Annotated in this window: 22 protein-coding genes; 8 read left to right on the forward strand and 14 right to left on the reverse strand. The window is 68.4% G+C overall.

Translation table 11 applies throughout. The features are described 5' to 3' along the window. Window positions 1-21: 21 nt before the first annotated feature. Together ACZLIF_RS11480 and ACZLIF_RS11485 are read right to left on the reverse strand one after the other, a co-directional pair. Window positions 22-549 carry a DUF411 domain-containing protein gene (locus ACZLIF_RS11480; RefSeq protein ID WP_128989681.1) on the reverse strand — a complete coding sequence of 176 codons (528 nt, stop codon included), beginning with the start codon at window positions 547-549 and terminating at the stop codon, window positions 22-24. A 504-nt stretch (window positions 550-1,053) separates the two neighbouring features. After that, window positions 1,054-3,345 (reverse strand): FdhF/YdeP family oxidoreductase, encoded by a 2,292-nt coding sequence (locus ACZLIF_RS11485; RefSeq protein WP_128989679.1) that lies wholly within the window; start codon window positions 3,343-3,345, stop codon window positions 1,054-1,056. Between the two features lie 212 nt (window positions 3,346-3,557). Between ACZLIF_RS11485 and fdhD the strand changes: the two genes are divergently transcribed. Continuing rightward, window positions 3,558-4,412 (forward strand): formate dehydrogenase accessory sulfurtransferase FdhD, encoded by an 855-nt coding sequence (gene fdhD / locus ACZLIF_RS11490; RefSeq protein ID WP_128989677.1) that lies wholly within the window; start codon window positions 3,558-3,560, stop codon window positions 4,410-4,412. Between the two features lie 44 nt (window positions 4,413-4,456). Here the strand turns inward: fdhD and ACZLIF_RS11495 are convergent, their stop codons facing one another. The 8 genes from ACZLIF_RS11495 to ACZLIF_RS11530 all read right to left on the reverse strand — a co-directional run bounded on the left by ACZLIF_RS11495 (window position 4,457) and on the right by ACZLIF_RS11530 (window position 11,035). Then, a complete protein-coding gene (locus ACZLIF_RS11495) occupies window positions 4,457-5,002 on the reverse strand; it encodes a TetR/AcrR family transcriptional regulator (protein ID WP_128989675.1) in 546 nt (181 codons plus the stop codon). A gap of 4 nt (window positions 5,003-5,006) precedes the next feature. Further along, a complete protein-coding gene (locus tag ACZLIF_RS11500; protein WP_128989673.1) occupies window positions 5,007-6,539 on the reverse strand; it encodes an MFS transporter in 1,533 nt (510 codons plus the stop codon). A 126-nt stretch (window positions 6,540-6,665) separates the two neighbouring features. Then, window positions 6,666-7,412 (reverse strand): hypothetical protein, encoded by a 747-nt coding sequence (locus ACZLIF_RS11505; RefSeq protein ID WP_128989671.1) that lies wholly within the window; start codon window positions 7,410-7,412, stop codon window positions 6,666-6,668. Continuing rightward, a complete protein-coding gene (locus ACZLIF_RS11510; RefSeq protein ID WP_128989669.1) occupies window positions 7,412-8,032 on the reverse strand; it encodes a DUF3299 domain-containing protein in 621 nt (206 codons plus the stop codon). The genes ACZLIF_RS11505 and ACZLIF_RS11510 overlap by 1 nt, the downstream gene beginning before the upstream one ends. Further along, entirely contained in the window at window positions 8,022-8,567 is a 546-nt protein-coding gene (locus tag ACZLIF_RS11515; protein ID WP_128989667.1) for a DUF3299 domain-containing protein, read from the reverse strand. Before ACZLIF_RS11515 ends, ACZLIF_RS11510 begins: the two co-directional genes overlap by 11 nt. Window positions 8,568-8,569: 2 nt before the next feature. Further along, complete coding sequence (locus ACZLIF_RS11520; RefSeq protein WP_128989665.1) at window positions 8,570-9,823, reverse strand: ABC transporter permease; 1,254 nt, start codon at window positions 9,821-9,823, stop codon at window positions 8,570-8,572. Beyond that, complete coding sequence (locus ACZLIF_RS11525; protein ID WP_065176187.1) at window positions 9,816-10,508, reverse strand: ABC transporter ATP-binding protein; 693 nt, start codon at window positions 10,506-10,508, stop codon at window positions 9,816-9,818. Before ACZLIF_RS11525 ends, ACZLIF_RS11520 begins: the two co-directional genes overlap by 8 nt. After that, the gene (locus ACZLIF_RS11530; RefSeq protein WP_128989663.1) at window positions 10,505-11,035 is read right to left on the reverse strand and encodes a ZrgA family zinc uptake protein; all 531 of its coding nucleotides are present in this window, start codon (window positions 11,033-11,035) and stop codon (window positions 10,505-10,507) included. Before ACZLIF_RS11530 ends, ACZLIF_RS11525 begins: the two co-directional genes overlap by 4 nt. Window positions 11,036-11,066: 31 nt before the next feature. Between ACZLIF_RS11530 and ACZLIF_RS11535 the strand changes: the two genes are divergently transcribed. The 5 genes from ACZLIF_RS11535 to ACZLIF_RS11555 all read left to right on the forward strand — a co-directional run bounded on the left by ACZLIF_RS11535 (window position 11,067) and on the right by ACZLIF_RS11555 (window position 15,064). Further along, window positions 11,067-11,555 carry a MerC domain-containing protein gene (locus ACZLIF_RS11535; protein WP_128989661.1) on the forward strand — a complete coding sequence of 163 codons (489 nt, stop codon included), beginning with the start codon at window positions 11,067-11,069 and terminating at the stop codon, window positions 11,553-11,555. A gap of 116 nt (window positions 11,556-11,671) precedes the next feature. Further along, window positions 11,672-12,049: a copper homeostasis periplasmic binding protein CopC gene (copC, locus tag ACZLIF_RS11540; protein WP_128989659.1), complete on the forward strand. Its 378-nt coding sequence runs from the start codon at window positions 11,672-11,674 to the stop codon at window positions 12,047-12,049. A gap of 9 nt (window positions 12,050-12,058) precedes the next feature. Continuing rightward, complete coding sequence (gene copD / locus ACZLIF_RS11545) at window positions 12,059-12,943, forward strand: copper homeostasis membrane protein CopD (protein WP_111187011.1); 885 nt, start codon at window positions 12,059-12,061, stop codon at window positions 12,941-12,943. A 31-nt stretch (window positions 12,944-12,974) separates the two neighbouring features. Next, window positions 12,975-13,673, forward strand: a complete 699-nt coding sequence (locus ACZLIF_RS11550) for a heavy metal response regulator transcription factor (RefSeq protein WP_053516367.1) — start codon at window positions 12,975-12,977, stop codon at window positions 13,671-13,673. Then, entirely contained in the window at window positions 13,670-15,064 is a 1,395-nt protein-coding gene (locus ACZLIF_RS11555; RefSeq protein WP_128989657.1) for a heavy metal sensor histidine kinase, read from the forward strand. Before ACZLIF_RS11550 ends, ACZLIF_RS11555 begins: the two co-directional genes overlap by 4 nt. Here ACZLIF_RS11555 and ACZLIF_RS11560 read toward each other — a convergent pair. After that, on the reverse strand, window positions 15,024-15,917 hold the full coding sequence (locus ACZLIF_RS11560) for a LysR family transcriptional regulator (protein WP_065176182.1): 894 nt from the start codon (window positions 15,915-15,917) through the stop codon (window positions 15,024-15,026). The two genes, ACZLIF_RS11555 and ACZLIF_RS11560, sit on opposite strands and share 41 nt — an antisense overlap. Before the next feature lie 107 nt (window positions 15,918-16,024). On the opposite strand from ACZLIF_RS11560, the gene ACZLIF_RS11565 reads away from it, so the two are divergent. Next, window positions 16,025-16,768 (forward strand): SDR family oxidoreductase, encoded by a 744-nt coding sequence (locus ACZLIF_RS11565; RefSeq protein ID WP_128989655.1) that lies wholly within the window; start codon window positions 16,025-16,027, stop codon window positions 16,766-16,768. 34 nt (window positions 16,769-16,802) lie between these two features. Here ACZLIF_RS11565 and ACZLIF_RS11570 read toward each other — a convergent pair whose 3' ends face one another. The 3 genes from ACZLIF_RS11570 to ACZLIF_RS11580 all read right to left on the reverse strand — a co-directional run bounded on the left by ACZLIF_RS11570 (window position 16,803) and on the right by ACZLIF_RS11580 (window position 19,994). Next, entirely contained in the window at window positions 16,803-19,157 is a 2,355-nt protein-coding gene (locus ACZLIF_RS11570) for a GH92 family glycosyl hydrolase (RefSeq protein ID WP_128989653.1), read from the reverse strand. Window positions 19,158-19,248: 91 nt separating this feature from the next. Further along, entirely contained in the window at window positions 19,249-19,572 is a 324-nt protein-coding gene (locus ACZLIF_RS11575; RefSeq protein WP_478461964.1) for a thioredoxin family protein, read from the reverse strand. Window positions 19,573-19,577: 5 nt separating this feature from the next. Continuing rightward, a complete protein-coding gene (locus tag ACZLIF_RS11580) occupies window positions 19,578-19,994 on the reverse strand; it encodes a baeRF12 domain-containing protein (protein WP_053516277.1) in 417 nt (138 codons plus the stop codon). 166 nt (window positions 19,995-20,160) lie between these two features. On the opposite strand from ACZLIF_RS11580, the gene ACZLIF_RS11585 reads away from it, so the two are divergent. After that, window positions 20,161-20,385, forward strand: coding sequence for a hypothetical protein (locus ACZLIF_RS11585; RefSeq protein ID WP_053516280.1), 225 nt, complete (start codon window positions 20,161-20,163; stop codon window positions 20,383-20,385). Window position 20,386: the final 1 nt, after the last annotated feature.

The following is a 20,386-nucleotide window of genomic DNA, read 5'->3' on the forward strand; positions in this document are numbered from 1 at the left end:
CCGCCACAGTAGCAGCGACCCTCAGCCGCCCTGGCCGTGGTGGGCGAACGGCTCGGTGCTGCCGTCACCGCGCACCAGTTCCACCGTGTACGGCTGCACATAACCGTCGGGCATCTCCATGCCGGGCGAACCGGCCGGCATGCCCGGCAGCACCAGTCCACGCGCCGCAGGACGCTCCTTCAGCAGCCGCTTGATGTCCTCGGCCGGAACGTGCCCCTCCACCACATAGCCGCCGACCTCGGCGGTATGGCAGGACCCCTTGCCGACCGGCACACCCAGGCGCCGCTTGATCGGGTTCATGTCATCGGTATCCCGCACGTCCACCGCGAAGCCCGCGGCCTGCAGGTGTTCGACCCAGACGCCACAGCAACCGCAGCTGGCCGTCTTGTGGACGATGGCGGTCGGCAGCTGCGCATCGGGGACGGAGGCGGCATCGGCCGCTGCGTGGGCATGGCCCGGCGCCGCGGCCACCTCTTCGGCTGCACGGGCGCAGCCGGCGCCGGACAGAATGCTGGCCAGCAGCAGGCCGAGAGAGAGAGAACGGTTCATCGTGTTGGTTCCTTTGTGCATGCGGGCGGAACGCCCGCGACCCACGCATCGAAGGCGCGGGAAAATCGGGAATGGGACAGGCAAGACAACAGGCGGCTGGCGCCTGCAGGCCATCACACGATGGGAGGTCGCAACGCGTCGGTCAGGGGCGGCGGCACAGGCCGTCGTGCAAGGGCAGCGCGTGGCGCCTCGCGCCAGGGTGTGATCGCCACGGCGGAGGAGGTCGCCGGCACGCCGGTACACGCGGGAGGGCACGGGCACTCACTGGCTGCGCAGTCGCCCGATGATCGATCGCCGCAGCATCCGGCCCGATCCACGGCCGTCTCATGCGACGCGGCGCAGTACTCCGTGTCGCCCTGTCCACCGTCGCCCGATGCAGCCCGCGCCAGTCCCGGTGCGGTCAGCACCAGGGCAACGAGCAACAGCCAGCGCAGCAGGAGAGCAGCAGCATTCATCGCAGGCATCATAGCCGATGGGCGTGGCAGGCTGGGCCGCCGCCCGACCCTATGCGATGTCCGCGCTGCCTGTGTCTGCCCGCATGCGTACCGGAATCGACTTCGCCGCAGGCGTGCCGCTGAGGCGATCGTAGTAGTCCAGCGGCAGCAGCGCATTCAACTCAGGGTAGTAGCCCGCCAGCGCGCCCCGTGGCATGGGGTAGTCGAGCACGGTCAGCCCGTCGATGCGACGCCGCACGCCATCTGCGCTGAGCGTCTCCAGGCTGACCCGCGCCTCCTTCTCCAGACCGCGTGCCAGCCGGTCTTCGATGTTCATGAACACCACCCTGCGATCGTTGTACACGCCGCGATAGCGGTCGTTGTAGCTGTAGATGGTGGTGTTGAACTGGTCATGCGAACGCACCGTGGCCAGTCGCAGCATGTCCGAATCGTGCACCGGGTCGTCCACATCCAGGCCCGGCATCACCAGGATGTTGGCCTTGCCGTTGGCGGTGGGCCACACCCGGCGGCGCGGTGCAATGTCCAGATGGAAGCCGTGCGGCTGCCGGATGCGCTCATTGAAGCCTGCATAGATCTGCGGGTACACGGCAGCGATCAGGTCACGGATCCGCGCATAGTCATGCCTGCAACCTGCCCAGTCGACCCTGCTGTCCGGCAGCGTCGCCATCGCCATGCGACAGACGATCTCGACCTCCGGCAGCAGCTGGTCGCTGGCCGGCTCAAGAACACCGCGCGATGCGGTCACGTTCGACATCGCATCCTCGATCGTCACGAACTGCTCGCCTGCGGGCGTGACGATACGTTCCGAGCGCGCCACCACCGGCAGGATCAGCGCATCGCGCCCATGCACCAGGTGCCCGCGGTTGAGCTTGGTGGCGATACCCACCGTCAGCTGCAGGCTGCGCATGGCTTCGTAGGCCCGGGGCGTGTCCGGCACGGCATGGATGAAATTGCCGCCCAGCCCGACGAACACCCTGGCGCTGCCATCGAGCATGGCCTCGATCGACTCGACCACATGATGCCCGTGCTCCCGCGGCGGATTGAAACCGAACACCTCCTGCAGGCGATCCAGATACGCTGCCGCCGGCTTCTCGTCGATGCCGACGGTACGATCGCCCTGCACGTTGGAATGACCCCGGATCGGGCCGATCCCCGCCCCCGGCTTGCCGAAGTTGCCGCGCAGCATCAGCAGATTGGCGACCTGCTGCAGCAGCCGCGAACCATACTGGTGCTGGGTCAGGCCCATGCCATAGCAGATCACCGTGGCATTGGAGCGGATGTAGATCTCGGCGCAGCGCCGGATCTGCGCCTCCGAGATGCCGGAGACCCTGACGATGTCGTCCCAGTCCTGCGCCATCACGTCCGCGCGCAAGGCCTCCAGGCCGACCGTATGTTCATCCAGGAACCGATGGTCGAGCACGCGCTGGCCCTGTGCCTCGCGCTCGAACATCACCTTCATCATGCCTTTGATCAGCGCCAGATCACCGCCGATGCGGATATGCACGAATTCGCTGCTGATCTCGGTGGAGCCGAAGGTCGCCATCTGCACCACATCCTGCGGCTCGGCAAACCGGATCAGGGCGCGCTCGGGCATCGGGTTGACCGCCACGATCGGCACGCCGCGCCTGCGCGCCTCGACCAGGTTGCCCATCATCCGCGGCGAATTGGTGCCGGTGTTCTGGCCGATCACGAAGATCGCCTCGGCGTGCTCGAAATCCTCCAGGACGATGGTGCCCTTGCCCACACCGATGGAGGGTGGCAGGCCACGGCTGGTCGGCTCGTGGCACATGTTCGAACAATCGGGGAAGTTGTTGGTGCCGAACTCGCGTACGAAGATCGAATACAGGAACGCCGCCTCGTTCGGCGTGCGGCCCGACGTGTAGAACTCGGCCTGATGCGGGCTGTCCAGTGACCGCAGGTGACGGCCGATGAGTGCGAACGCCTCGTCCCAGCTGCATGGCACATAGTGGTCGGTAGCTGCGTCGTAACGCATCGGCTCGGTCAGCCGCCCCTGCATTTCCAGCCAGTAGTCGGTCCGCTCCATCAGCTCGCTGACGGTGTAACGCGCGAACAGCTCGCGATCTGCGCGGAACCGGGTCGCCTCCCAGGCCAGTGCCTTGGCCCCGTTCTCGCAGAACTCCAGTTTCCTGCGCTCGTCGGCGTCGGGGAAGGCGCAGCTGGGACATTTGAAGCCAGCGGGCTGGTTCATCGCCAGCAGTGCCCTGGAGCCGTTGCCGATCACGCTCTGCTGCAGCAGAACCCGGGCGGTGGCGCCGGCCGCACCCCAGCCGCCTGCGGGCTGGTTGTAGGGCTTGTAACGGGGTGGTTTCTGCTCGGACATGTTCGAAGACCTGGCGCCAGGAGACGAGACTGCGAAGGGCACGACAGACAGAGTCAAGCACGGCCGGGACTACTTCGCCAGAGCCGGCCCGCATCTCCCAGCGCGCCCTCTTCGGCGCGCCGGAGTCTGCTGCGTTGCCACGGACGCACTGCGTTATCCTCGGGGCGTGGGCCAACAGCCCATGACACGCTCACTCTGTCCGGACACTCTGCATGGCTGACTCGCCCCCGCCGCCCTCTCCGCCTGCCGGCACCGCGCAGCGCACGTTGCAGCGCTGGCGTGAGGGCGGGCAGCAGGTGCAGGCGCAGGCCGACGTGGTCGCCGAAGAGGTGCCGGTAGCGCTGCACTACAACGGCACCGTGTTCGCGGTGATGATGGCCACGCCCTGTGACCTGGAGGACTTTGCGCTCGGTTTCTCGCTCAGCGAGGGCTTGATCACCACGCCGACGCAGCTGCTCTCGATCGATGTGGCGCCGCAGCTGGAAGGCATCGAACTGCGGATGACGGTTGCCGCCGAGGCACCGGGCGCCGGTCTGGATCCGGCCGATGGCCGCCTCCTGCCCGGCCGTGGCGGCTGCGGCCTGTGCGGAACACGGCAGCTCGAGGATGTGCTGCGGCCCCTGCCCCCGGTACGCGAACGACGGACCTACGCGCCGGCGGCCCTGCAGCGGGCACTGGCCACGCTGTCGCAGCACCAGCCGATGAATGCGGCCAGCGGCTCCACCCACGCGGCCGCCTGGGCCGACGCCAACGGGCGCATCGGCTGGGTGCGCGAGGACGTGGGCCGCCACAATGCACTGGACAAGCTGATCGGCGCCCTGCATCACAACGAGCACGCCATCGACGGTGGACTGCTGCTGATTTCCAGCCGGGCCAGCTACGAGATGGTCAGCAAAGCCGTGCGCGCCGGTGCCAGCGTACTGGCCGCCGTGTCCGCGCCAACGGCGTTGGCGATCGATCTGGCGCGCAGCGCAGGGCTGTGCCTGGTCGGCTTCGCCCGCGGCAGTGGATTCAATGTGTACACCCATCCAGAGCGGTTGCGGCCGGAAGACATGCCAACGGCATGAACGCGGCCATGGCGGGACCCGCCATCGTCAGTGGGCAACCCCCATCATCGGCCGGGTGACAACAGGCCCGCGATGCGCTCGGCCACCTGGGCGCGCACCGCGTCGTCCAGCTGTCCTTCGTACATGGCCTCGTAGATCCACAGCCCATCGGCCGCCAACCGTGCCACGAAATTGTCCAGCGCCGCAGGATCAACCACGCCGGCCGGCGGCGGCGATGGCGCCCAGCGCTGCACGGCCGGGCCCCACGGCCGCTCGCCGGCCTCCGGGTCCACCGATTCGAGCATGAACATCAGCTCGGCGCGCGTCGCGCTCTGCGCCGACACGCGGACGAAGGTCTGATAGCGCTCGAGCGCCGTGGCCTCGCTGGCACGCTTGCCGAGCAGCGCTTCCATCGACGCCTCCCAGTTGTGCACCAGGTGCTCGTCGATGCCGCGCAGCAGTGCCTCGCGCGACGGGAAGTGATACAGCAGGCCGCCGCGCGTGAGGCCGGCTTCTGCCGCCACCGACTCGAAGGTCACCGCGCGCACGCCGTCTCGATTGATCACGTTGACGGCGGCATCGAGGATGCGCTGGCGCTTGCTGGTTCTCATCGCACTACTTTACGCGATCGGCCGCTCCCTCGCGGCTCCCCGCCCGCCCGCGCAGCAGGCGCGCGATCAGCGCTGCACCCACGGCCAGCACCGCGGTGATGACCAGCAGCACGATCTGGTAGCTGCGGTCATAGGCGGCGGTGGCGCCGGCGAACCACTCGCCCGGGCCGGCTTCGCGGGCGACCTGCTGCGCCTGGGCGAATCCTTCCCGCGCCAGTGCCGGAACATCCGCCGATACCGGCAGGAAGGCGCCGTACATCGCTGCGCCCAGGCTGCCCAGCATCGCCACCGCCAGCAGGCCGCCGAATTCGTAGGAGACCTCCTCCACGGAGGACGCCATGCCCGCACGGTGCGCAGGCACATTGTTGAGGATGGCAGTGGATGCGACCGAGATTGCCGAGCCCATGCCGAACCCGGTGATCGCCATGCCGGCGACGACCCAGCCCAGTCCGTGCGGAAAACCGAACGCGACCACGCCCACTCCCAGTGCCCCCGCGGCCAGTCCGCCGCAGATCAGCGGACGCAGGCCGACGCGGTGCAGGATGCTGCCGCCGAGCAGCGCGCTGGGCAGGCTGCCCAGCGCCGCCACCGATACCAGCAGGCCCGCCTGCAATGGCGTGAATCCGGCGACAAGCTGGAAACGCTGGGTGGTCAGCAGTTGCAGGCCCGCCATCGCAAACAGGGTGAACACCGCAGACAGCGTACCGGCCAGGAATGCCGGATTGCGGAAGATCGCGAAGTCCAGCAGTGGATGCGGCAGGCGCCGCTGGCGGCGGGCGAACGCGGCGCCCGCCGCCAGCGCCAGCACCGATGCCGCCGCGCCGAGGCCATAGGAAGGCGGCGTGGCGATCAGCGATTTGATCGCCAGCACCAGCCCCGACAGCGCCGCCAGCGCCAGCAGCGAGGACAGCAGATCCCACGGCCGGGACGTGTCGCGCTGCCCCTCCGGCGCCAGCAGCAGCGTCGCGACGAAGGCCACGATCACCACCGGCACGTTGACCAGGAACACCGATCCCCACCAGAAATGCTGCAGCAGCCAGCCACCGATGATCGGTCCGAGTGCGGCGCCGACGATCGCCACCGAGCCCCAGATCGCGATGGCGATGTTGCGCTCACGCTCTTCATGGAAGCTGAGGCCGATCAGCGCGAGCGTGGCCGGCATCATCGCCGCGGCGCCCACGGCGAGCAGCGCACGGGCAGCGATCAACTGCGCTGCGGTGACAGAGAACGCTGCCGCCAGCGAAGCCACGCCGAAGACCACCAGGCCGATCAGGAACATGCGGCGGTGACCGATGCGGTCGCCCAGCGTGCCCGCACCGAGCAGCAGGCCAGCCATCACCAGTGGATAGGCATTGATGATCCACAGCGCCTGACCCGCGCTGGCGGAAAGTTCTGCCGTCAGCGTGGGCAGCGCCGTGTACAGCACCGAGTTGTCCAGCGTCACCAGCAGCAGGCCGGCGGCCACTGTGAACAACAGCGCCCAACGCCGGGCACGGGACAAGGCCGGGGCATCGGCCAGGGGCTGGGACAAGGCCATGGGAACGAACCTGGGCAAAAAGGATTGAAATAACTATACCGGATATCCTGTATAGTTATAGCCCTGCAGCGACGCGTTCAGGTTTTGACCCAGCCGCTGTTCAGCCCCTGGCAGGCGCCGCTGGTGCTACCTGCAGTCCACCGGCAACGCCGCCACCGCCGCGACCACCTGTTCCTGCATGCCCTGCCCCACGGCCATGTCGAGTTCGCCCGCGATGTCACCGTGCTGGCGCCGCAGCTCGTCCTCGCACAGGCTACGCACCCGGGCCCGCGCGTTCGCCCGCAGCGACGCACAGCGCCAGTCCGCGTCGCCGAGCGGCAGTACCGAATAAACCACGCTGTTGCATGCGTTGGAGGCCCGCTCGCGCAGCGTATGCCCACCGAAATCCCGCGGCGCCCTGCTGCGCGTGGGATCGAAGTAGCTGTCCGGGAAGGTGCGTGCATACTGCTCGATATCGACGTGCAGCACGCGGCCACCGGCCGCTGCGAGGGGCAGCGGATCCGTGCAGCGGGCACTGTCGGCGCGGTGCTGTATGTAACGGTAGATGGGACGGTCAAGGCCTGGATCCTCCGCAGTCACCGCACTCACCGCGGCCAGTACCGGCAGCGCGGCACGGTTGGCCATGCGCGCGAGCAGCCCTGCCTCTGCCGGCCGGCAGCGGTCGCGCAGGGTTGCCACCAGCAGGAATGCCACGTCGTTGCGGAAGGCCGCATCGTCCCCCATCCGCCGCTCGATCCGCTGCCGCATCTCATCGGTGGGCGCCACGGAAGTGGCCTGCGGCGGCTGCGGCTGCGCTGTCCGCAGGTACAGCCACCCGACCGCCGTGGCCGTCACCGCCAGCAGCGCCATCGCCAGTAGTGGACGCCCGCGCATCAGTTGTGGATCGGCGTCAGTGTGGCGGCCGCCACATCGTAGGAAGCGCTGGCGATGTCGGCGTCGAAGCGCTTGACCTGCACCCGCCCGGCGAGTCGATAGGGGTCCCACAGCGCACCCAGCGTGATCGGCGTGGCCAACGTCACGTGGATCATCTGGTTCGGCGGTGGTGGGGGTACATGGATGCACGCGCCATAGAACGGTACGAACAGCACCTCGTCCACGCGTCCATCGTCGGTGGTGCCCAGGGGCACGACGTAACCGTCCAGGTCCACCGCACGTCCATCCACCGATGCCACCACGCGCGAAGAGCCGAACTGCCGGGCGGGCTCCGGACGGGAGTGGTCGATCGCCTGACCGGGCGGCGTGCCGGCGCCGCTGTCGTCAATCAGGCCACCGACGCCGGCCATGCCGTCGCGTGACAGGCCGATCTGCGGCGGCGGTCGCTGGAAACGGTCCTCGTCCGGCATCAGGGCGTCCCAGCGGTCGATCGGGCGTGCCGACGGAGACGGCGCCGCCGCCGGCAACGGTGCGGGGTGCTGTCCGGCACCGTCGGGCACGCGGGCGCATCCGGCCAGCAGCGCGCATCCGGCGAGCCATGCAAGGCAATCACGGCGCATAGGGTTTCAGCCGTGCATCGCGCATGCTGTAGGCAGAGCCTGCCAGCTCATCGTCCAGGCGCTCGGCGTGCAGGTTTCCGGCCAGGAAGAACGGAGCGTACATGTCAGGCATCTCGATTGCCCGGTCCAGTACCACGTGCACGATCTGGTTCGGCGGCGGTGGTGGCACATGGATGCAGGCGCCGTAATACGGGACGAACAGGAATTCACTGAGCCGTCCTTCCGCAGTGCTGGCCAGCGGCACCACGTAGCCCGGCAGGCGCACCGGCCGCTGCAGCACGGCGTCGACGGTGCGGAACGTGCCGAACTGCGGCATGCGTCGGCTGCCGTTGTGTTCCACCTCAGGGCCTTCGCCACGTTCCAGCGCCGCCAGCTCGTCGGCGGGCATCATCTGCAGCCAGTCCAGCTCCTGCTCTTCCAGGGCCGCTGCGCCCTGATCCGCCACCGGTGGCGGCAGCGCCTGCACGCCGGTATCGACCGGCCGCTCGCAGGCCACCAGCATCAGCAACACTGGCAGGCCACCCAATCGGCGCATGCTCATCCCGGCGACGCCAGACCGTCGGCGAGCGTGCGCCGGTAGGCCAGCGCGGCCGGCACCAGGCCGGCCACGGCGCTGACCAGCAGCAGGCCCGCCACCCAGCCCAGCTCGCGCGCATCCGGCCAGACGTGGGTGATCGACAGACCATACTGCGCCAGCGCCCAGCTGCGTCCCACGGCACTGGCCAGCACAAGCGCCGCCAGTGCCAGCCCGCACGCCAGCGCGCTGGTCGCCACCGCCTCCACCACCAGTAGACCGGCGATGTAGCGCGGACGCGCGCCGACCGCGCGCAGCACCGCCATCTCGCGGCGCCGCTCCTGCAGGGTTGATACCAGCAGCGCCACCAGCGAGACCATTCCCAGCAGCACCACCATCGCACTGATCAACCGCAGTGCCCGCTCGGCCGTGCCCAACGACTGCCACAACTGCTGCAGGGTGACGCCCGGCAGGATCGCCAGCATCGCCTCCTCCGGATAGTCGTTGATCGTGCGCTGCACGGAGAACGTCGCGACGCGGGTATTCAGGCCGAGCATGAAGGCGGTGATGCTGGTCGGGGTCAGATCAAGCCGCCGCGCCTGCTCGGCGCTGACATGCTGGCCGGGCAGCTGCACGCCGGAACGCCAGTCGATGTGGATCGCTTCGATCGCCGGCAGCGATACCAGCACCGACGCATCCACCGGTGTTCCGGTGCGCTGCAGGATCCCGACCACGCGGAACGGCTTGTCGGCATGCGTGGCCAGGGTCACCGCCCCGGTGCCGTGCGCCAGCACGATCGGGTCGCCCGGCGTGATGTTCTGCGCCTGCGCCACTTCGGCGCCGATCACCGCATCGTACAGGTCCGCGAAGGGCCCGCCCTGTGCGAAGGCCAGTTCATGACCGGCACCGTAGCGGTAATGCTCGAAGTAGCCGCCGGTGGTGCCGACCACGCGGTAGCCCCGCCAGGAATCGCCCAGCGAGAGCGGCACCGACCACTTCACCTGAGGCAGCGCCGACAGCGCCTGGTAGGACTGCCAGGAGACATTGTTGGTCGGATCGCCGATATGGAACACCGAATAGAGCAGCAGGTTCACCGGTCCGGAGCGAGCGCCCACGATCAGATCGGTGCCGGATACAGTGCTGGCAAAACCTTCATGCGCCTGCGTGCGGACCCGCTCCACGCCCAGCAGCAGAACCACGCTGAGCGCGATCACCAGCACCGTGAGGGCAACACTGAGCGCGCGGCTGCGCAGGCTGGCCCAGGCAAGTTCAAGCATGGGCAGCTCCGGCATGATTGATCTCGGCCAGGACGATGACCCGGTCGAACAGAGGCTGCAGGCTTTCATCGTGGCTGACCACCAGCGCGGTGGTGCCGCAGGCCTGGCATTGCCGGGTCATCAGGCGCACGAACGCGTCCGCCGCGTGCCGGTCCAGTGCCGAGGTGGGCTCGTCGGCAAGCAGCACCTGCGGCCGCCCGATCAGTGCGCGTGCCGCCGCCACGCGCTGCTGCTGGCCCACGCTGAGCCTGCCCGCCGGACGGTCCATCAGCGTCGGGTCGATCTGCAGGGACTGCAGCAGCCGTGCGATCTCCTCGTCCAGCGCTGCGCCGACGCGCTGCCTGCGCAGCCGCGAAAAGCGCAGACCCAGCGCGATGTTCTCGCGCACGCTGAGGAACGGCAGCAGGTTGAACTGCTGGAAGATCACGCCCAGCTGGTCGGCACGGAAGCGATCGCGGGCCGGACCGTTCATCGCGTGCAGGGAGTGCCCAGCGACGTCGACCCGGCCCTGGCGCGCGCGCAGCACGCCAGCCAGCACACCCAGCAGGGTGCTTTTGCCACCGCCACTGGCACCGCGCAGCAGCACGCTGCTGCCCGCATCGACGCGCAATGCCGGAATCTCCAGTACCGGGCGCTCGGCGTAGGCGAAGCGCAGGTCCTGCACATCGATGACCGCTGCACTCACGGCGCAAGCACCACGCGCAGAGTGTCGGCGGTCAGCACGTGCCGTGCCTGTCCGGCGGGCGTGGTGCTGTTGACGATGACCTCATGCAGGCCGGGGAACAGCACCGGCAGGCGGACCACCAGCACGCGCAGCGCGGACGGATGCGCGCACTGGAAACGCAGGGCGGCACTGAATCCTGCGTGGCCGTGATGCCCAGCGTCGCGCGCCGGGTCGGCAGCGAATCCCTCGGCGACCGCGCTGCTGGCCGCAAGGCGGCACTGGGCCGCAGTCGGCAGGGTGACCCATGCGCCTTCCTTCAGCAGTGCCTTCGCACGTGCGAGCGCGGCGCGCTCCTGCGGGGTGGCGGGCGGTCGCTCGAAATCGAGCAGGCCGATACCGGGCGCCTGCATTGCCAGGTCCAGTGTTTCCCGTTCGAGCGCCACATCGACCGTGGCCTGGCCATGCACATGCGCGCCCTGGTGGCGCAGCTCATGAGCGTGGGCGGACGCCGCACCAAGCAGCAGCAGAAACGTGGCGGGAAGCTTCATGAGGGTACCGTTAGTGTTACTATGTAACATTATGGACCACATCCCCACCGTTCCTGCAAGGGGTCTGCCACAGCCGCCAGCATCGGCACGCTGGCATCCCCGTTTCGATCTGGCCGGCGCAGGGCTGTCATTGGCCTGCGCAGCGCACTGCATCGCGCTGCCGCTGCTGCTGGCCTTCGTCCCGGCGGCCATGATGGCGTTGCGCTCGTTCCAGCACCCCGGCCATGCCCTGATGACCACCCTGCTGCTGATGTCACGCTGGGAGTGGGCGTTCGCGTTGCTCGCCTCGCTGCTGGCGCTGGCCAGCACCGCTGCGGGCCTGCGCCGACATCGCCACTGGCTGCCGATGCGGCTGGCCCTGGCCGGGGCTGGCCTGCTGTTGTCCGCATCGCTGTATCCACCGCTGAAGGAATCGCTGCTCTGGCACGGCATGGCCACCGCCTGCGGCGGTGGGCTGCTGGCGATGGCCCACCTGTGCAACCGCCGCGCCCTGCGTGCCTGCCCACGCGCGCGCCGATGATGGGAAGGGCGGGCCGGCCCGGCACCGGCCAACCTGACAGATCGGTAATGTCCGGGTCAGGGCCACGAAAGGTGCCCGCCGTCAGCCTGAGCGCCCCATTCCTGCAGGCACCCACCATGTCGTCTTCGCTCCGCCGCTCCGCCGCTCTGCTCCTGCTGCTGCCGGGCCTCGCCGCCGCTCCGCTGGCCCTTGCACACCCCAGCCTGGTGAAGGCAACGCCCGCCGCCGATGCCAGCGTCGCGCCTGCCAACCGCATCGAGCTGACCTTCAGCGAGCGGGTGATGCCGCGCGCCACCCGCATCGAACTGAGCATGGCCCATGGCCGCACCCTGATGGCGATGCCTGCCCTTTCCCAGCAGGTGTCGGACGATGGTCACCGGCTGGTCGTGAGTTTTGCCAAGCCGCTGCCTGCCGGAGACTATCGCCTGCAGTGGCGCGCCGTCGGCCAGGACAGCCACCCCGTCACCGGCGACTATCGTTTCAGCGTGAAGTAAGCTGCAGTGGTGATCGAACTGTCTCCCTATGCCCTGCGGCTGGCGTTGTACCTGGCCTTGATGCTGCTGTTCGGCAGGATGCTGTTCATCCGCCCTGCGCCTGCGCGTCGCATCTTCCTGCCACTGGCCGTGATCGCGCTGGCAGTCGTGCTGCTGGACGCGGCGGTGCGGGTGACAGGCGTGCTGGGGCTTCCGCTTGCCGCGGTCGATCAAGCGACCGTCGCATGGTTCACCACCGCCACACCGGTCGGCGAAGCGGCACTGGTGCGTGCGCTGGCGCTGCTGGCAATGCTGCCGCTGCTTGCCGCAAGCGCGAAAGTGGCCGGGGCACGCCGTGTCATCCTGCTGCCGCTCTCGGCGGTCGCCCTGGCAAGCCTGGCCTGGAACGGCCACGCCGCCGCCGGCGACGGCATCCGCGGTGCGCTGCGCCTGGCGGCCGGGACCGTCCACCTGCTCGCCGCAGGCGCATGGGTCGGCGCGATCGCCGCGGTGCTGCATCTGGCCCTGCGCACCCAGGGCCCTTCCCTGCGTGAACGCACCCATGAACTCTGGCAGGTGGCGCATGGTTTCGCCCTGCCCGGTACGGTAATCGTGGCCCTGCTGGCGATGACCGGCACCTATACCTACGTGGATCTGCAGGGCTCGCTGCAGACCCTGTTCAACACCGCGCACGGGCGCTGGCTGCTGTTCAAGCTGGCCCTGGTCGCGGGCATGCTCGGCCTGGCCGCGCTGCACCGCTGGCGGCTGGTGCCGGCACTCGCCACCGCCATCCGTGGCGGCTGGCAGTTCCGCCCGCTGCGCTCGCTGCGTCACAGCCTCACCTTCGAGGCCGCACTCGGGCTGCTGGTACTGGCCTGCGTGGCCGTGCTCGGCACGCTGGACCCACTGGCATGAGGGCGGCGCTGCGCGGGCCGGCATGCACACGATGAAGCTGCTGATCGTCGAAGACGAGCCCAAGACCGGCAATTACCTGCGACAGGGCCTGATCGAAGCGGGCTACGTGGTCGATCTCGCCTGCGACGGCGTGGACGGCCTGCATCTGGCGGCAAGCGGCGAGTACCAGCTGGTCATCCTCGATGTGATGCTGCCCGGTCTCGATGGCTGGAACGTCCTGTCGCGCCTGCGCGATGCGGGGTGGCAGGTGCCGGTGCTGTTCCTGTCGGCGCGCAGCAGCATTGCCGACCGCGTGCAGGGGCTGGAACTGGGTGCCGATGATTACCTGGCCAAACCTTTCGCCTTCGCCGAGCTGCTGGCACGCGTGCGTACCCTGCTGCGACGCGGCCAGGGCCAGTCTCAGCCTGACCGCATCGTCGTCGCCGATCTGGTGGTGGATACGCTTCGCCGGCGCGTGGAGCGCGGTGGCCAGCGCATCACACTGAGCCCGAAGGAATACGCGCTGCTGGAGCTGCTGGCACGACGGCGCGGCGAGGTCCTGCCACGCTCGTTGATCGCCTCACAGGTGTGGGACATGAATTTCGACAGCGACACCAATGTCATCGATGTGGCGATACGCCGCCTGCGCGCCAAGATCGACGATGGCTTCGCCGAAAAGCTGGTGGTCACTGTGCGCGGGATGGGCTACGTGCTGGAGGCACCCGAGGTCGAAGCAGCGCAACCGCAATGAGCCTGCGACGCTCCATTGCCGTCCGCCTCACCGTGCTGTTCGCCACGGTCGGTACGCTGGTGCTTGCTGCACTGGGCGTGGCGATCTATCTGAGCGCGCGCCATGATCTGGTCGCACAGGATTTCGCCGAACTGGAGAACAAGGCCGCGTTGATCGCCGACCTCGCCGGCAGCGGCACGTCCGATGAGCGCGCCCAGCGCCTGGGCGATGCGCTGCGCCACCATCCCGATATCGCCTTCCACATCGTCGATGAGCAGGGCGGCGTGCTCTTCTCCACCGCGCCGGAGGCCTTGCGCGCGCATGCGCGGACCCAACCCGCCGACACTGAACCGCGCCGCCATGACTGGACGCTGGCCGACGGAAGCCGCCTGCACGCCCTCAATCTGCGGCAGACGCTGGCCGATGGCAGCCGCCTGGCCACCCTGCTGGCGATCGACGATGCGCGCCATGCCGACTTCCTGCAGCGCTTCCGCCACCTGCTGGCCGTCGCTCTGGTCGCTGCTGCGGTGGCCAGCAGCCTGCTGGGGGGCTACGTCGTGCGGCAGACGCTGCGCCCACTGCGCACGCTGGCCGACGAGGCCCGCCATATCACCGCCGGACGACTGCAGCGCCGGCTCACGGCCGAGCACGTGCCCGTCGAACTGGAACAGCTGGCGCAGAGCCTGAACGGGATGCTGGCGCGGCTGCAACAGGACTTCGAGCGCCTCAGCGGGTTCTCCGGAGACCTCGCCCACGAACTACGTACGCCGATCACCAACATGCTGACCCAGGTGCAGGTGGTGCTCGCGCACCCCCGCAGCAACGAGTCCTATCGCGAGACGCTGCTCTCCTGCGCGGAAGAGCTGCAACGGCTGGCACAGACCGTGGGCGATCTGCTCTATCTGGCCCAGGCCGAAGCACCCGGCGCCCTGCCCTCGCGCGACGGGGTGGCGCTGGATGCGATGGTCGATGCGCTGCTGGAGTTCTACGATCTGCTGGCCGAGGAGCGCCAGCTCACGCTGCGGCGGGAGGGCAGCGCAGAGGCCAACGGCAACCGCCTGATGCTGCACCGGGCGGTCGCCAACCTGCTTTCCAACGCCCTGCAGCACGCCACGCCGGGTACGGAGATCGTGGTGCGGCTGGACGGCACCGGGCCCACGAGCCGGATTGCTGTCCACAACCTCGGTCCGCCGATTCCCATGCAGGCACTGCCCCGCTTGTTCGACCGGTTCTTCCGCGGCGAGCGCGGCCGGCACGAGGGCGCCGGGCTGGGATTGGCGATCACCCGCGCCATCGTGCAGGCCCATGGTGGATCGGTGAGCGTGGTCTCCGACGCATCGGGCACCGTGTTCGAGCTGGCCCTGCCGGGCGCTAGCGGTCCGGCGCAAACACGCCGGCAATCCAGTCGATGAATACCCGCAACCGCGGCGACGGCGTGCGGTTGCGCGGGTGAACCAGGCTCAACGGGCTGGGTGTGGGCGGCGATTCCGCCAGCAACTCCAGCAACTGACCACGTTCGATATAGGGATCCAGCCGGTAGCGCGGCGCCTGGATGATCCCGAGCCCCGCCAGTGCCGCCCCCAGGAAGGCATCTGCGCCGGATACCCGCACGGTTGCCGGCAGAGGCACATGGCGCACCTGCCCGGCCTGCTGGAACTCCAGAGGAATCAACTGTCCGCTGGCACCGGAACGGAAACCGACCATCCGATGACCGGACAGCAGCGCGTCGATGCTGTCCGGCAGCCCATGCGAACCCACGTAGGACGGTGAGGCAACGGTGACTTCGCGCAGTAGTGCCAGTCGCCGCGCGACCAGATCGCTGTCGGCCAGGGTGCCGACCCGAAGCGCGGCATCCACGCCTTCGCGCAGCAGATCCACGTAGCGATCCCCCTCGCTCACGTCCAGCTCGATGTCGGGATAGCGCTGCAGGAACTCGGGCAGGTGCGGAAACAACAAGTGCCGACCAAGCGTTCCGTGCACTTCGATGCGCAGCGTGCCGCGCGGCGGGACATCACGGAATGCGGCTTCGGCATCGTCCATGTCGGCGATCAGGCGCAGGCAGCGGCCATAGAAGGCTTCGCCCTCGAGGGTCGGCACCACCCGTCGCGTGGTCCTGTGCAACAGCCTCACCCCCAGCCGCCGCTCCAGCGCCTTGATCGCGTCGGTCACCGTGGCCCTCGGCAGCCCCAGGTCCTCTGCAGCGCGGGTGAAGCTGCGACGTTCGACGATACGGACAAAAGCGCGCAGGGCGGTGAATCGATCCATTGTTCGAACATCCGGATGATGTTGTCGGATTCTCCATGATTATCCGGGCGGCAGGAACCAGCAAGATGATGGGGCGCCACGCGGGCGCGTCTTCGAAGGAAGCCTTCATGTCCAGCTCCTCTCCCCGTACCGTCGCCCTGGTCACCGGCGGCTCCCGCGGCATCGGCGCCGCGATCTCGCGTCGGCTGGCGGCCGACGGCCATGCGGTTGCGATCAACTATGCCGGCCGCCGCGAAGAGGCTGATGCCCTGGCCGCCGAGCTGGTCTCCGCCGGCGGCCAAGCCATTGCGCTGCAGGCCGACGTGGCCGATCCGCAGGCGGTGAGCCGCTTGTTCGATGCCGTCGAGGCTCGATTCGACGGCATCGATGTGGTGGTCAACAGCGCCGGAGTGCTGCAGCTTGCGCCGCTGTCAGCCACCGACGACGCGTTGTTCGATCGGGTCACCGCCATCAATCTCAAGGGCGCCTTCAACGTGCTGCGCGGGAGCGCGCGACGCGTCCGCGACGGCGGCCGCATCGTCGCGCTGTCCACCAGCGTGGTCGGCCTCAAGCTGGAGAACTACGGTGTCTACGCCGCAAGCAAGGCGGCCGTGGAAACCCTGACGGCGATACTCAGCAAGGAGCTGCGTGGCCGTGGCATCACGGTCAATGCCGTGGCACCCGGCCCGACCGCGACCGACCTGTTCCTGGAGGGCAAGTCGCCGGAACTGATCGAGCGCCTGGCGCAGATGAATCCGCTGGAGCGGCTGGGCACGCCGGACGACATCGCCGGCGCGGTGGCTTTCCTGGCTGGCACCGACGGCGGCTGGATCAATGGCCAGGTGCTGCGAGCCAATGGCGGGATGGTGTGACAGCAAAGCCGCCGGGCATGGCCCGGCGCTACCGTTACGGCGTTGACATCGAGTACGGCGCCTGCGCGCCCTGCCCGGGCCAGTCCCTGTTCGGCTCGGCCTGCATGGTGAAGCGCAGCTCGCCCCCGGCCATGATCTCGTCGTGGCGCAGGAAGGTGCGCTGCAGCGGTTTGCCGTTCAGGGACACACTGCCCACATAGGTGTGCCTGTCATCCAGCCCCTCGGCCACGATGGTGAAGGTCCTGCCGTTGGGCAGGCGCATGGCGGTCCTTGGCAGGAACGGGCGGCCCAGGATGTACTCCCCCGAGCCCGGCGCCACCGGATAGAAGCCCAGCGCGGTGAACACGTACCACGCCGACATCTGGCCCACGTCATCGTTGCCGGCCAGGCCGTCGGGACGGTCGGCGTACTGGGTGTCCATGATCTGCTTCAGGCGCGCCTGCGTGCGCCAGGGCTGACCAGCGTGGGCATAGAGGTACGCAACGTGATGGCTGGGCTCGTTGCCATGCGCATACCAGCCGATCAGGCCGGTGATGTCTTCCATGTGCTCGAAGACCGCCGGATCGACCGTGGCGTTGAACACCTCGTCCAGCCTCGCCAGCAGCCGGTCGCTGCCGCCATGCGCGGCGGCCAGGCCCGCCACGTCCTGCGGGACGTACCACGAGTACTGCCAGGCATTGCCCTCGGTGTAGTCGGTGCCGTAGCCGCTGGCGCTGGGATCGAACGGGGTGCGGAAACTGCCGTCACGCTTGCGCGCGCGCATGAAGCCGGTGTCCTTGTCGAAGGCATTGCGCCAGTTCGCCGCGCGCTTGTCGAATGTCGCCGCGATCTCGCTCCTGCCCATCGCCTGCGCCATGCGCGCGATGGTCCAGTCGTCGAACGCGTATTCCAGGGTCTTGCTGGCCGCTTCGCCCTCTTCATCGATGGGCACATAGCCCAGCTCGCGGTATTGCGCGATGCCGTCGTAGGGACCGTAGTTCGCGGTCTCCACCATCGCGTCGAGCGCCTTTGCGGCGTCGAAGCCGCGGATGCCCTTCACATAGGCGTCGGCGATGACCGGCACCGCGTGGTAACCGATCATGCACCAGTCTTCCAGGCCGTGGAACGACCACACCGGCAGCATGCCGTACGGGCTGTGTTCGTGGTGAGCCAGCATCGAGTTGATGAAGTCGCTGTTGCGTTTTTCCGGCTGCACCAGAGTCAGCAGCGGATGCAGCGCCCGGTAGGTGTCCCACAACGAGAACGTGGAATAGTGGGCATACCCCTTGGCGACATGCACGGCGTTGTCGGGGCCGCGATACTGGCCATCCACATCCATGAACAGCGTCGGCCCGAGCATCGTGTGGTACAGGGCGGTGTAGGCGCTGCGCCGCGCATGCTCCGGCGCATCGATGTCCAGCACCGACAGTGCCTGTGTCCATTCCTGCCGCGCCTGCGCACGCACGCGGTCGAAGTCGAAATCGGCGACCTCGGCATCCAGGTTGGCGATCGCACCGGCCTCGCTCACGGGCGAGATCGCCACCTTCACCACCAGCGGAGCATCCAGCCTGCCGAAATCGAACGTGCCGACCAGCTGGCGGCCTTCGATCTGTGCGCGCTGTGCCGGATCTTTCTCACCCGGCGGCGGGAAGCCCTTGTACACGATGTCCTGCTCGGTGTTGTGCAGCGCATGGCCTGCCAACGGTTGCGAGAAGCGCATGGCGAAATACAGCTGGCGCCCCGGCGCCCAGCCGCGCGTCTCGCGGAAACCGGTGATGGTGCCGTCCGTACGCACCCGCACCCGCGACCACAGCACCTTGCCCGGGTAGTCGTACATGCTGGTCCGCATGTCCAGCAGTACCTTGGCATCGACGCCCTTGGGGAAGGCGTAGCGATGCACACCGACCCGGGCGCTGGTGGTCAGTTCGGCGCGCACCTTGTAATCGTCCAGGGTCACCGCGTAGTAGCCCGGTTCGGCCTTTTCGTCGTCATGGCGGAAGCGCGACGCATAGCCGCTGCCGGGCCGTTCGGGGTCGCCGCGTTCCAATCCCGGGTTTCCGGTGAACGGCATCACCAGGATGTCGCCGAGATCAGAATGCCCGGTGCCGGAGAAGTGGGTGTGCGAAAAGCCGACGATGCTGCTGTCGTCATGACGGTATCCGGCGGCCCAGCCGTAGGCCTTCTCACGCGGCTGGATGCGCGTGTCCGGGCTGAGCTGGACCATGCCGAAGGGTATCGTCGCGCCGGGGTAGGTATGCCCTTCACCACCGGTACCGATGAAGGGGTCCACCGAGGCATACGCCTTGTCGGCGGCGGACTTCGAAGGCGCTGCCCAGGCCGCGCCGGAGGCGAGCATGGCGGTGGCGGCGAAGGCGATCAGGAGACGACGGTCCAGCGTGGGCATCGGCATTTGGATCGATTCAGATGGTGTGCCGATGCTAGCACCAGTGCCCGTGCATCGCATGCTGCAGTGCGGCCGCAGTCCCCGGTGCAGCGTGCCCTCAGTCGGGCAGCGCGCCCTCCAGCGCGGCGAGATCGGCACGCACGCGCGGACGCACCACGCGTGCCACTTCCCGGCCGTCGTGCAGCAGGATCACCGTGGGCCACAGCTTCACCTGGAACGAGCGCCCGAGCGCCCGCCCTTTCCCATCCTCGATCTTCCAGTGCGCCAGATCATGTGCTTCCACGACCTCCTGCAGCGCCGGCTGTGCCGCCTGGCAATGGCCGCACCAGTGCGCACCGAATTCCAGCAGCTGCCAGCCGTCGCGCGCCTCCACTTCGGCGCGTGACGGCTCGCTGGACAGGTGCGTGCGCATGAAGGGCACCGAGGTTACCCCGCCAGGCTGCGCTGGATGTCTGCCAGCGGCGCGTTGGTCAGGTCCTTGGCGATGTCGCCCAGCAACCGTGCCTGCGTCTCCTTGTGCAGCAGCGGACGGATCCGTCCGAGCGTGGTGGGGTCGGCCACCAGCAGCAGGTGGGCATAGCGGTTGTTGAGCGCATCCTCGTTGAGCTGTTCGGCCACCTGCTTGGCGAAGGTGGCTTCGTTGAGCTGGGCGATGGACATGTCCTTGGGAACGGCACCGGCCGGGCCCTGCCCGGAGACGCCCGTCTCGCTGATGTCCTGCAGCCGCAGTTCGCCCTCCTGCTTCAGCGTGAGCTGCTGCGCGCTGCCGACATTGGTGAACACCCGGGCCGAACCACCATCGGCCACCACCACCAGCGTCCCCTCGGGAATCGTTCGTGCCATCGCTGCCTCCTCGTACGCGTTTCGAATGTTTCTGCAGCACCACCCTAGGTCGCCCACCGTAACCGTGGCGCGCACACAATGTGATCCATTCGTTGGAATGGAAGATCGCGGCTCAACTTGCCCCGGCGCCGGCCGCTACCCACGGCATCACCGCGAGGACCCCCCCATGCATGCTGCCTCCCTGCTCCATGTCTGCTTCGCCGTTGGCCTGGCCGTCGCTGGATGCGCCGGCTGCATCCACCAGTTCCTGCAGGGCCAGCCGGTGCTCGCGCTCGGCATTGCCCTGGCTTCGCTGATGACCACGGGCACCGCGCTGGCGACGCGTCATCTGGCGGTACCGGTCGCGATGGCGCTCGCCTGCACCCTGATCGGCGCAGCCGCCACGCACTGAC

It is taken from the genome of Stenotrophomonas sp. 2201_Sma (assembly GCF_056486685.1).

What these genes read in the sequence shown, in the direction of transcription:
- ACZLIF_RS11570 (WP_128989653.1), bottom strand. Translation starts at nt 19,157, where the DNA reads ATGCCGATGCCCACGCTGGACCGTCGTCTCCTGATCGCCTTCGCCGCC.
- ACZLIF_RS11530 (WP_128989663.1), bottom strand. Translation starts at nt 11,035, where the DNA reads ATGAAGCTTCCCGCCACGTTTCTGCTGCTGCTTGGTGCGGCGTCCGCC.
- ACZLIF_RS11535 (WP_128989661.1), top strand. Translation starts at nt 11,067, where the DNA reads ATGGACCACATCCCCACCGTTCCTGCAAGGGGTCTGCCACAGCCGCCA.
- ACZLIF_RS11520 (WP_128989665.1), bottom strand. Translation starts at nt 9,823, where the DNA reads ATGCTTGAACTTGCCTGGGCCAGCCTGCGCAGCCGCGCGCTCAGTGTT.
- copC (WP_128989659.1), top strand. Translation starts at nt 11,672, where the DNA reads ATGTCGTCTTCGCTCCGCCGCTCCGCCGCTCTGCTCCTGCTGCTGCCG.
- ACZLIF_RS11505 (WP_128989671.1), bottom strand. Translation starts at nt 7,412, where the DNA reads ATGCGCGGGCGTCCACTACTGGCGATGGCGCTGCTGGCGGTGACGGCC.
- ACZLIF_RS11500 (WP_128989673.1), bottom strand. Translation starts at nt 6,539, where the DNA reads ATGGCCTTGTCCCAGCCCCTGGCCGATGCCCCGGCCTTGTCCCGTGCC.
- ACZLIF_RS11550 (WP_053516367.1), top strand. Translation starts at nt 12,975, where the DNA reads ATGAAGCTGCTGATCGTCGAAGACGAGCCCAAGACCGGCAATTACCTG.
- ACZLIF_RS11515 (WP_128989667.1), bottom strand. Translation starts at nt 8,567, where the DNA reads ATGCGCCGATTGGGTGGCCTGCCAGTGTTGCTGATGCTGGTGGCCTGC.
- ACZLIF_RS11495 (WP_128989675.1), bottom strand. Translation starts at nt 5,002, where the DNA reads ATGAGAACCAGCAAGCGCCAGCGCATCCTCGATGCCGCCGTCAACGTG.
- ACZLIF_RS11580 (WP_053516277.1), bottom strand. Translation starts at nt 19,994, where the DNA reads ATGGCACGAACGATTCCCGAGGGGACGCTGGTGGTGGTGGCCGATGGT.
- ACZLIF_RS11585 (WP_053516280.1), top strand. Translation starts at nt 20,161, where the DNA reads ATGCATGCTGCCTCCCTGCTCCATGTCTGCTTCGCCGTTGGCCTGGCC.
- fdhD (WP_128989677.1), top strand. Translation starts at nt 3,558, where the DNA reads ATGGCTGACTCGCCCCCGCCGCCCTCTCCGCCTGCCGGCACCGCGCAG.
- ACZLIF_RS11510 (WP_128989669.1), bottom strand. Translation starts at nt 8,032, where the DNA reads ATGCGCCGTGATTGCCTTGCATGGCTCGCCGGATGCGCGCTGCTGGCC.
- ACZLIF_RS11485 (WP_128989679.1), bottom strand. Translation starts at nt 3,345, where the DNA reads ATGTCCGAGCAGAAACCACCCCGTTACAAGCCCTACAACCAGCCCGCA.
- ACZLIF_RS11480 (WP_128989681.1), bottom strand. Translation starts at nt 549, where the DNA reads ATGAACCGTTCTCTCTCTCTCGGCCTGCTGCTGGCCAGCATTCTGTCC.
- ACZLIF_RS11555 (WP_128989657.1), top strand. Translation starts at nt 13,670, where the DNA reads ATGAGCCTGCGACGCTCCATTGCCGTCCGCCTCACCGTGCTGTTCGCC.
- ACZLIF_RS11560 (WP_065176182.1), bottom strand. Translation starts at nt 15,917, where the DNA reads ATGGATCGATTCACCGCCCTGCGCGCTTTTGTCCGTATCGTCGAACGT.
- ACZLIF_RS11565 (WP_128989655.1), top strand. Translation starts at nt 16,025, where the DNA reads ATGTCCAGCTCCTCTCCCCGTACCGTCGCCCTGGTCACCGGCGGCTCC.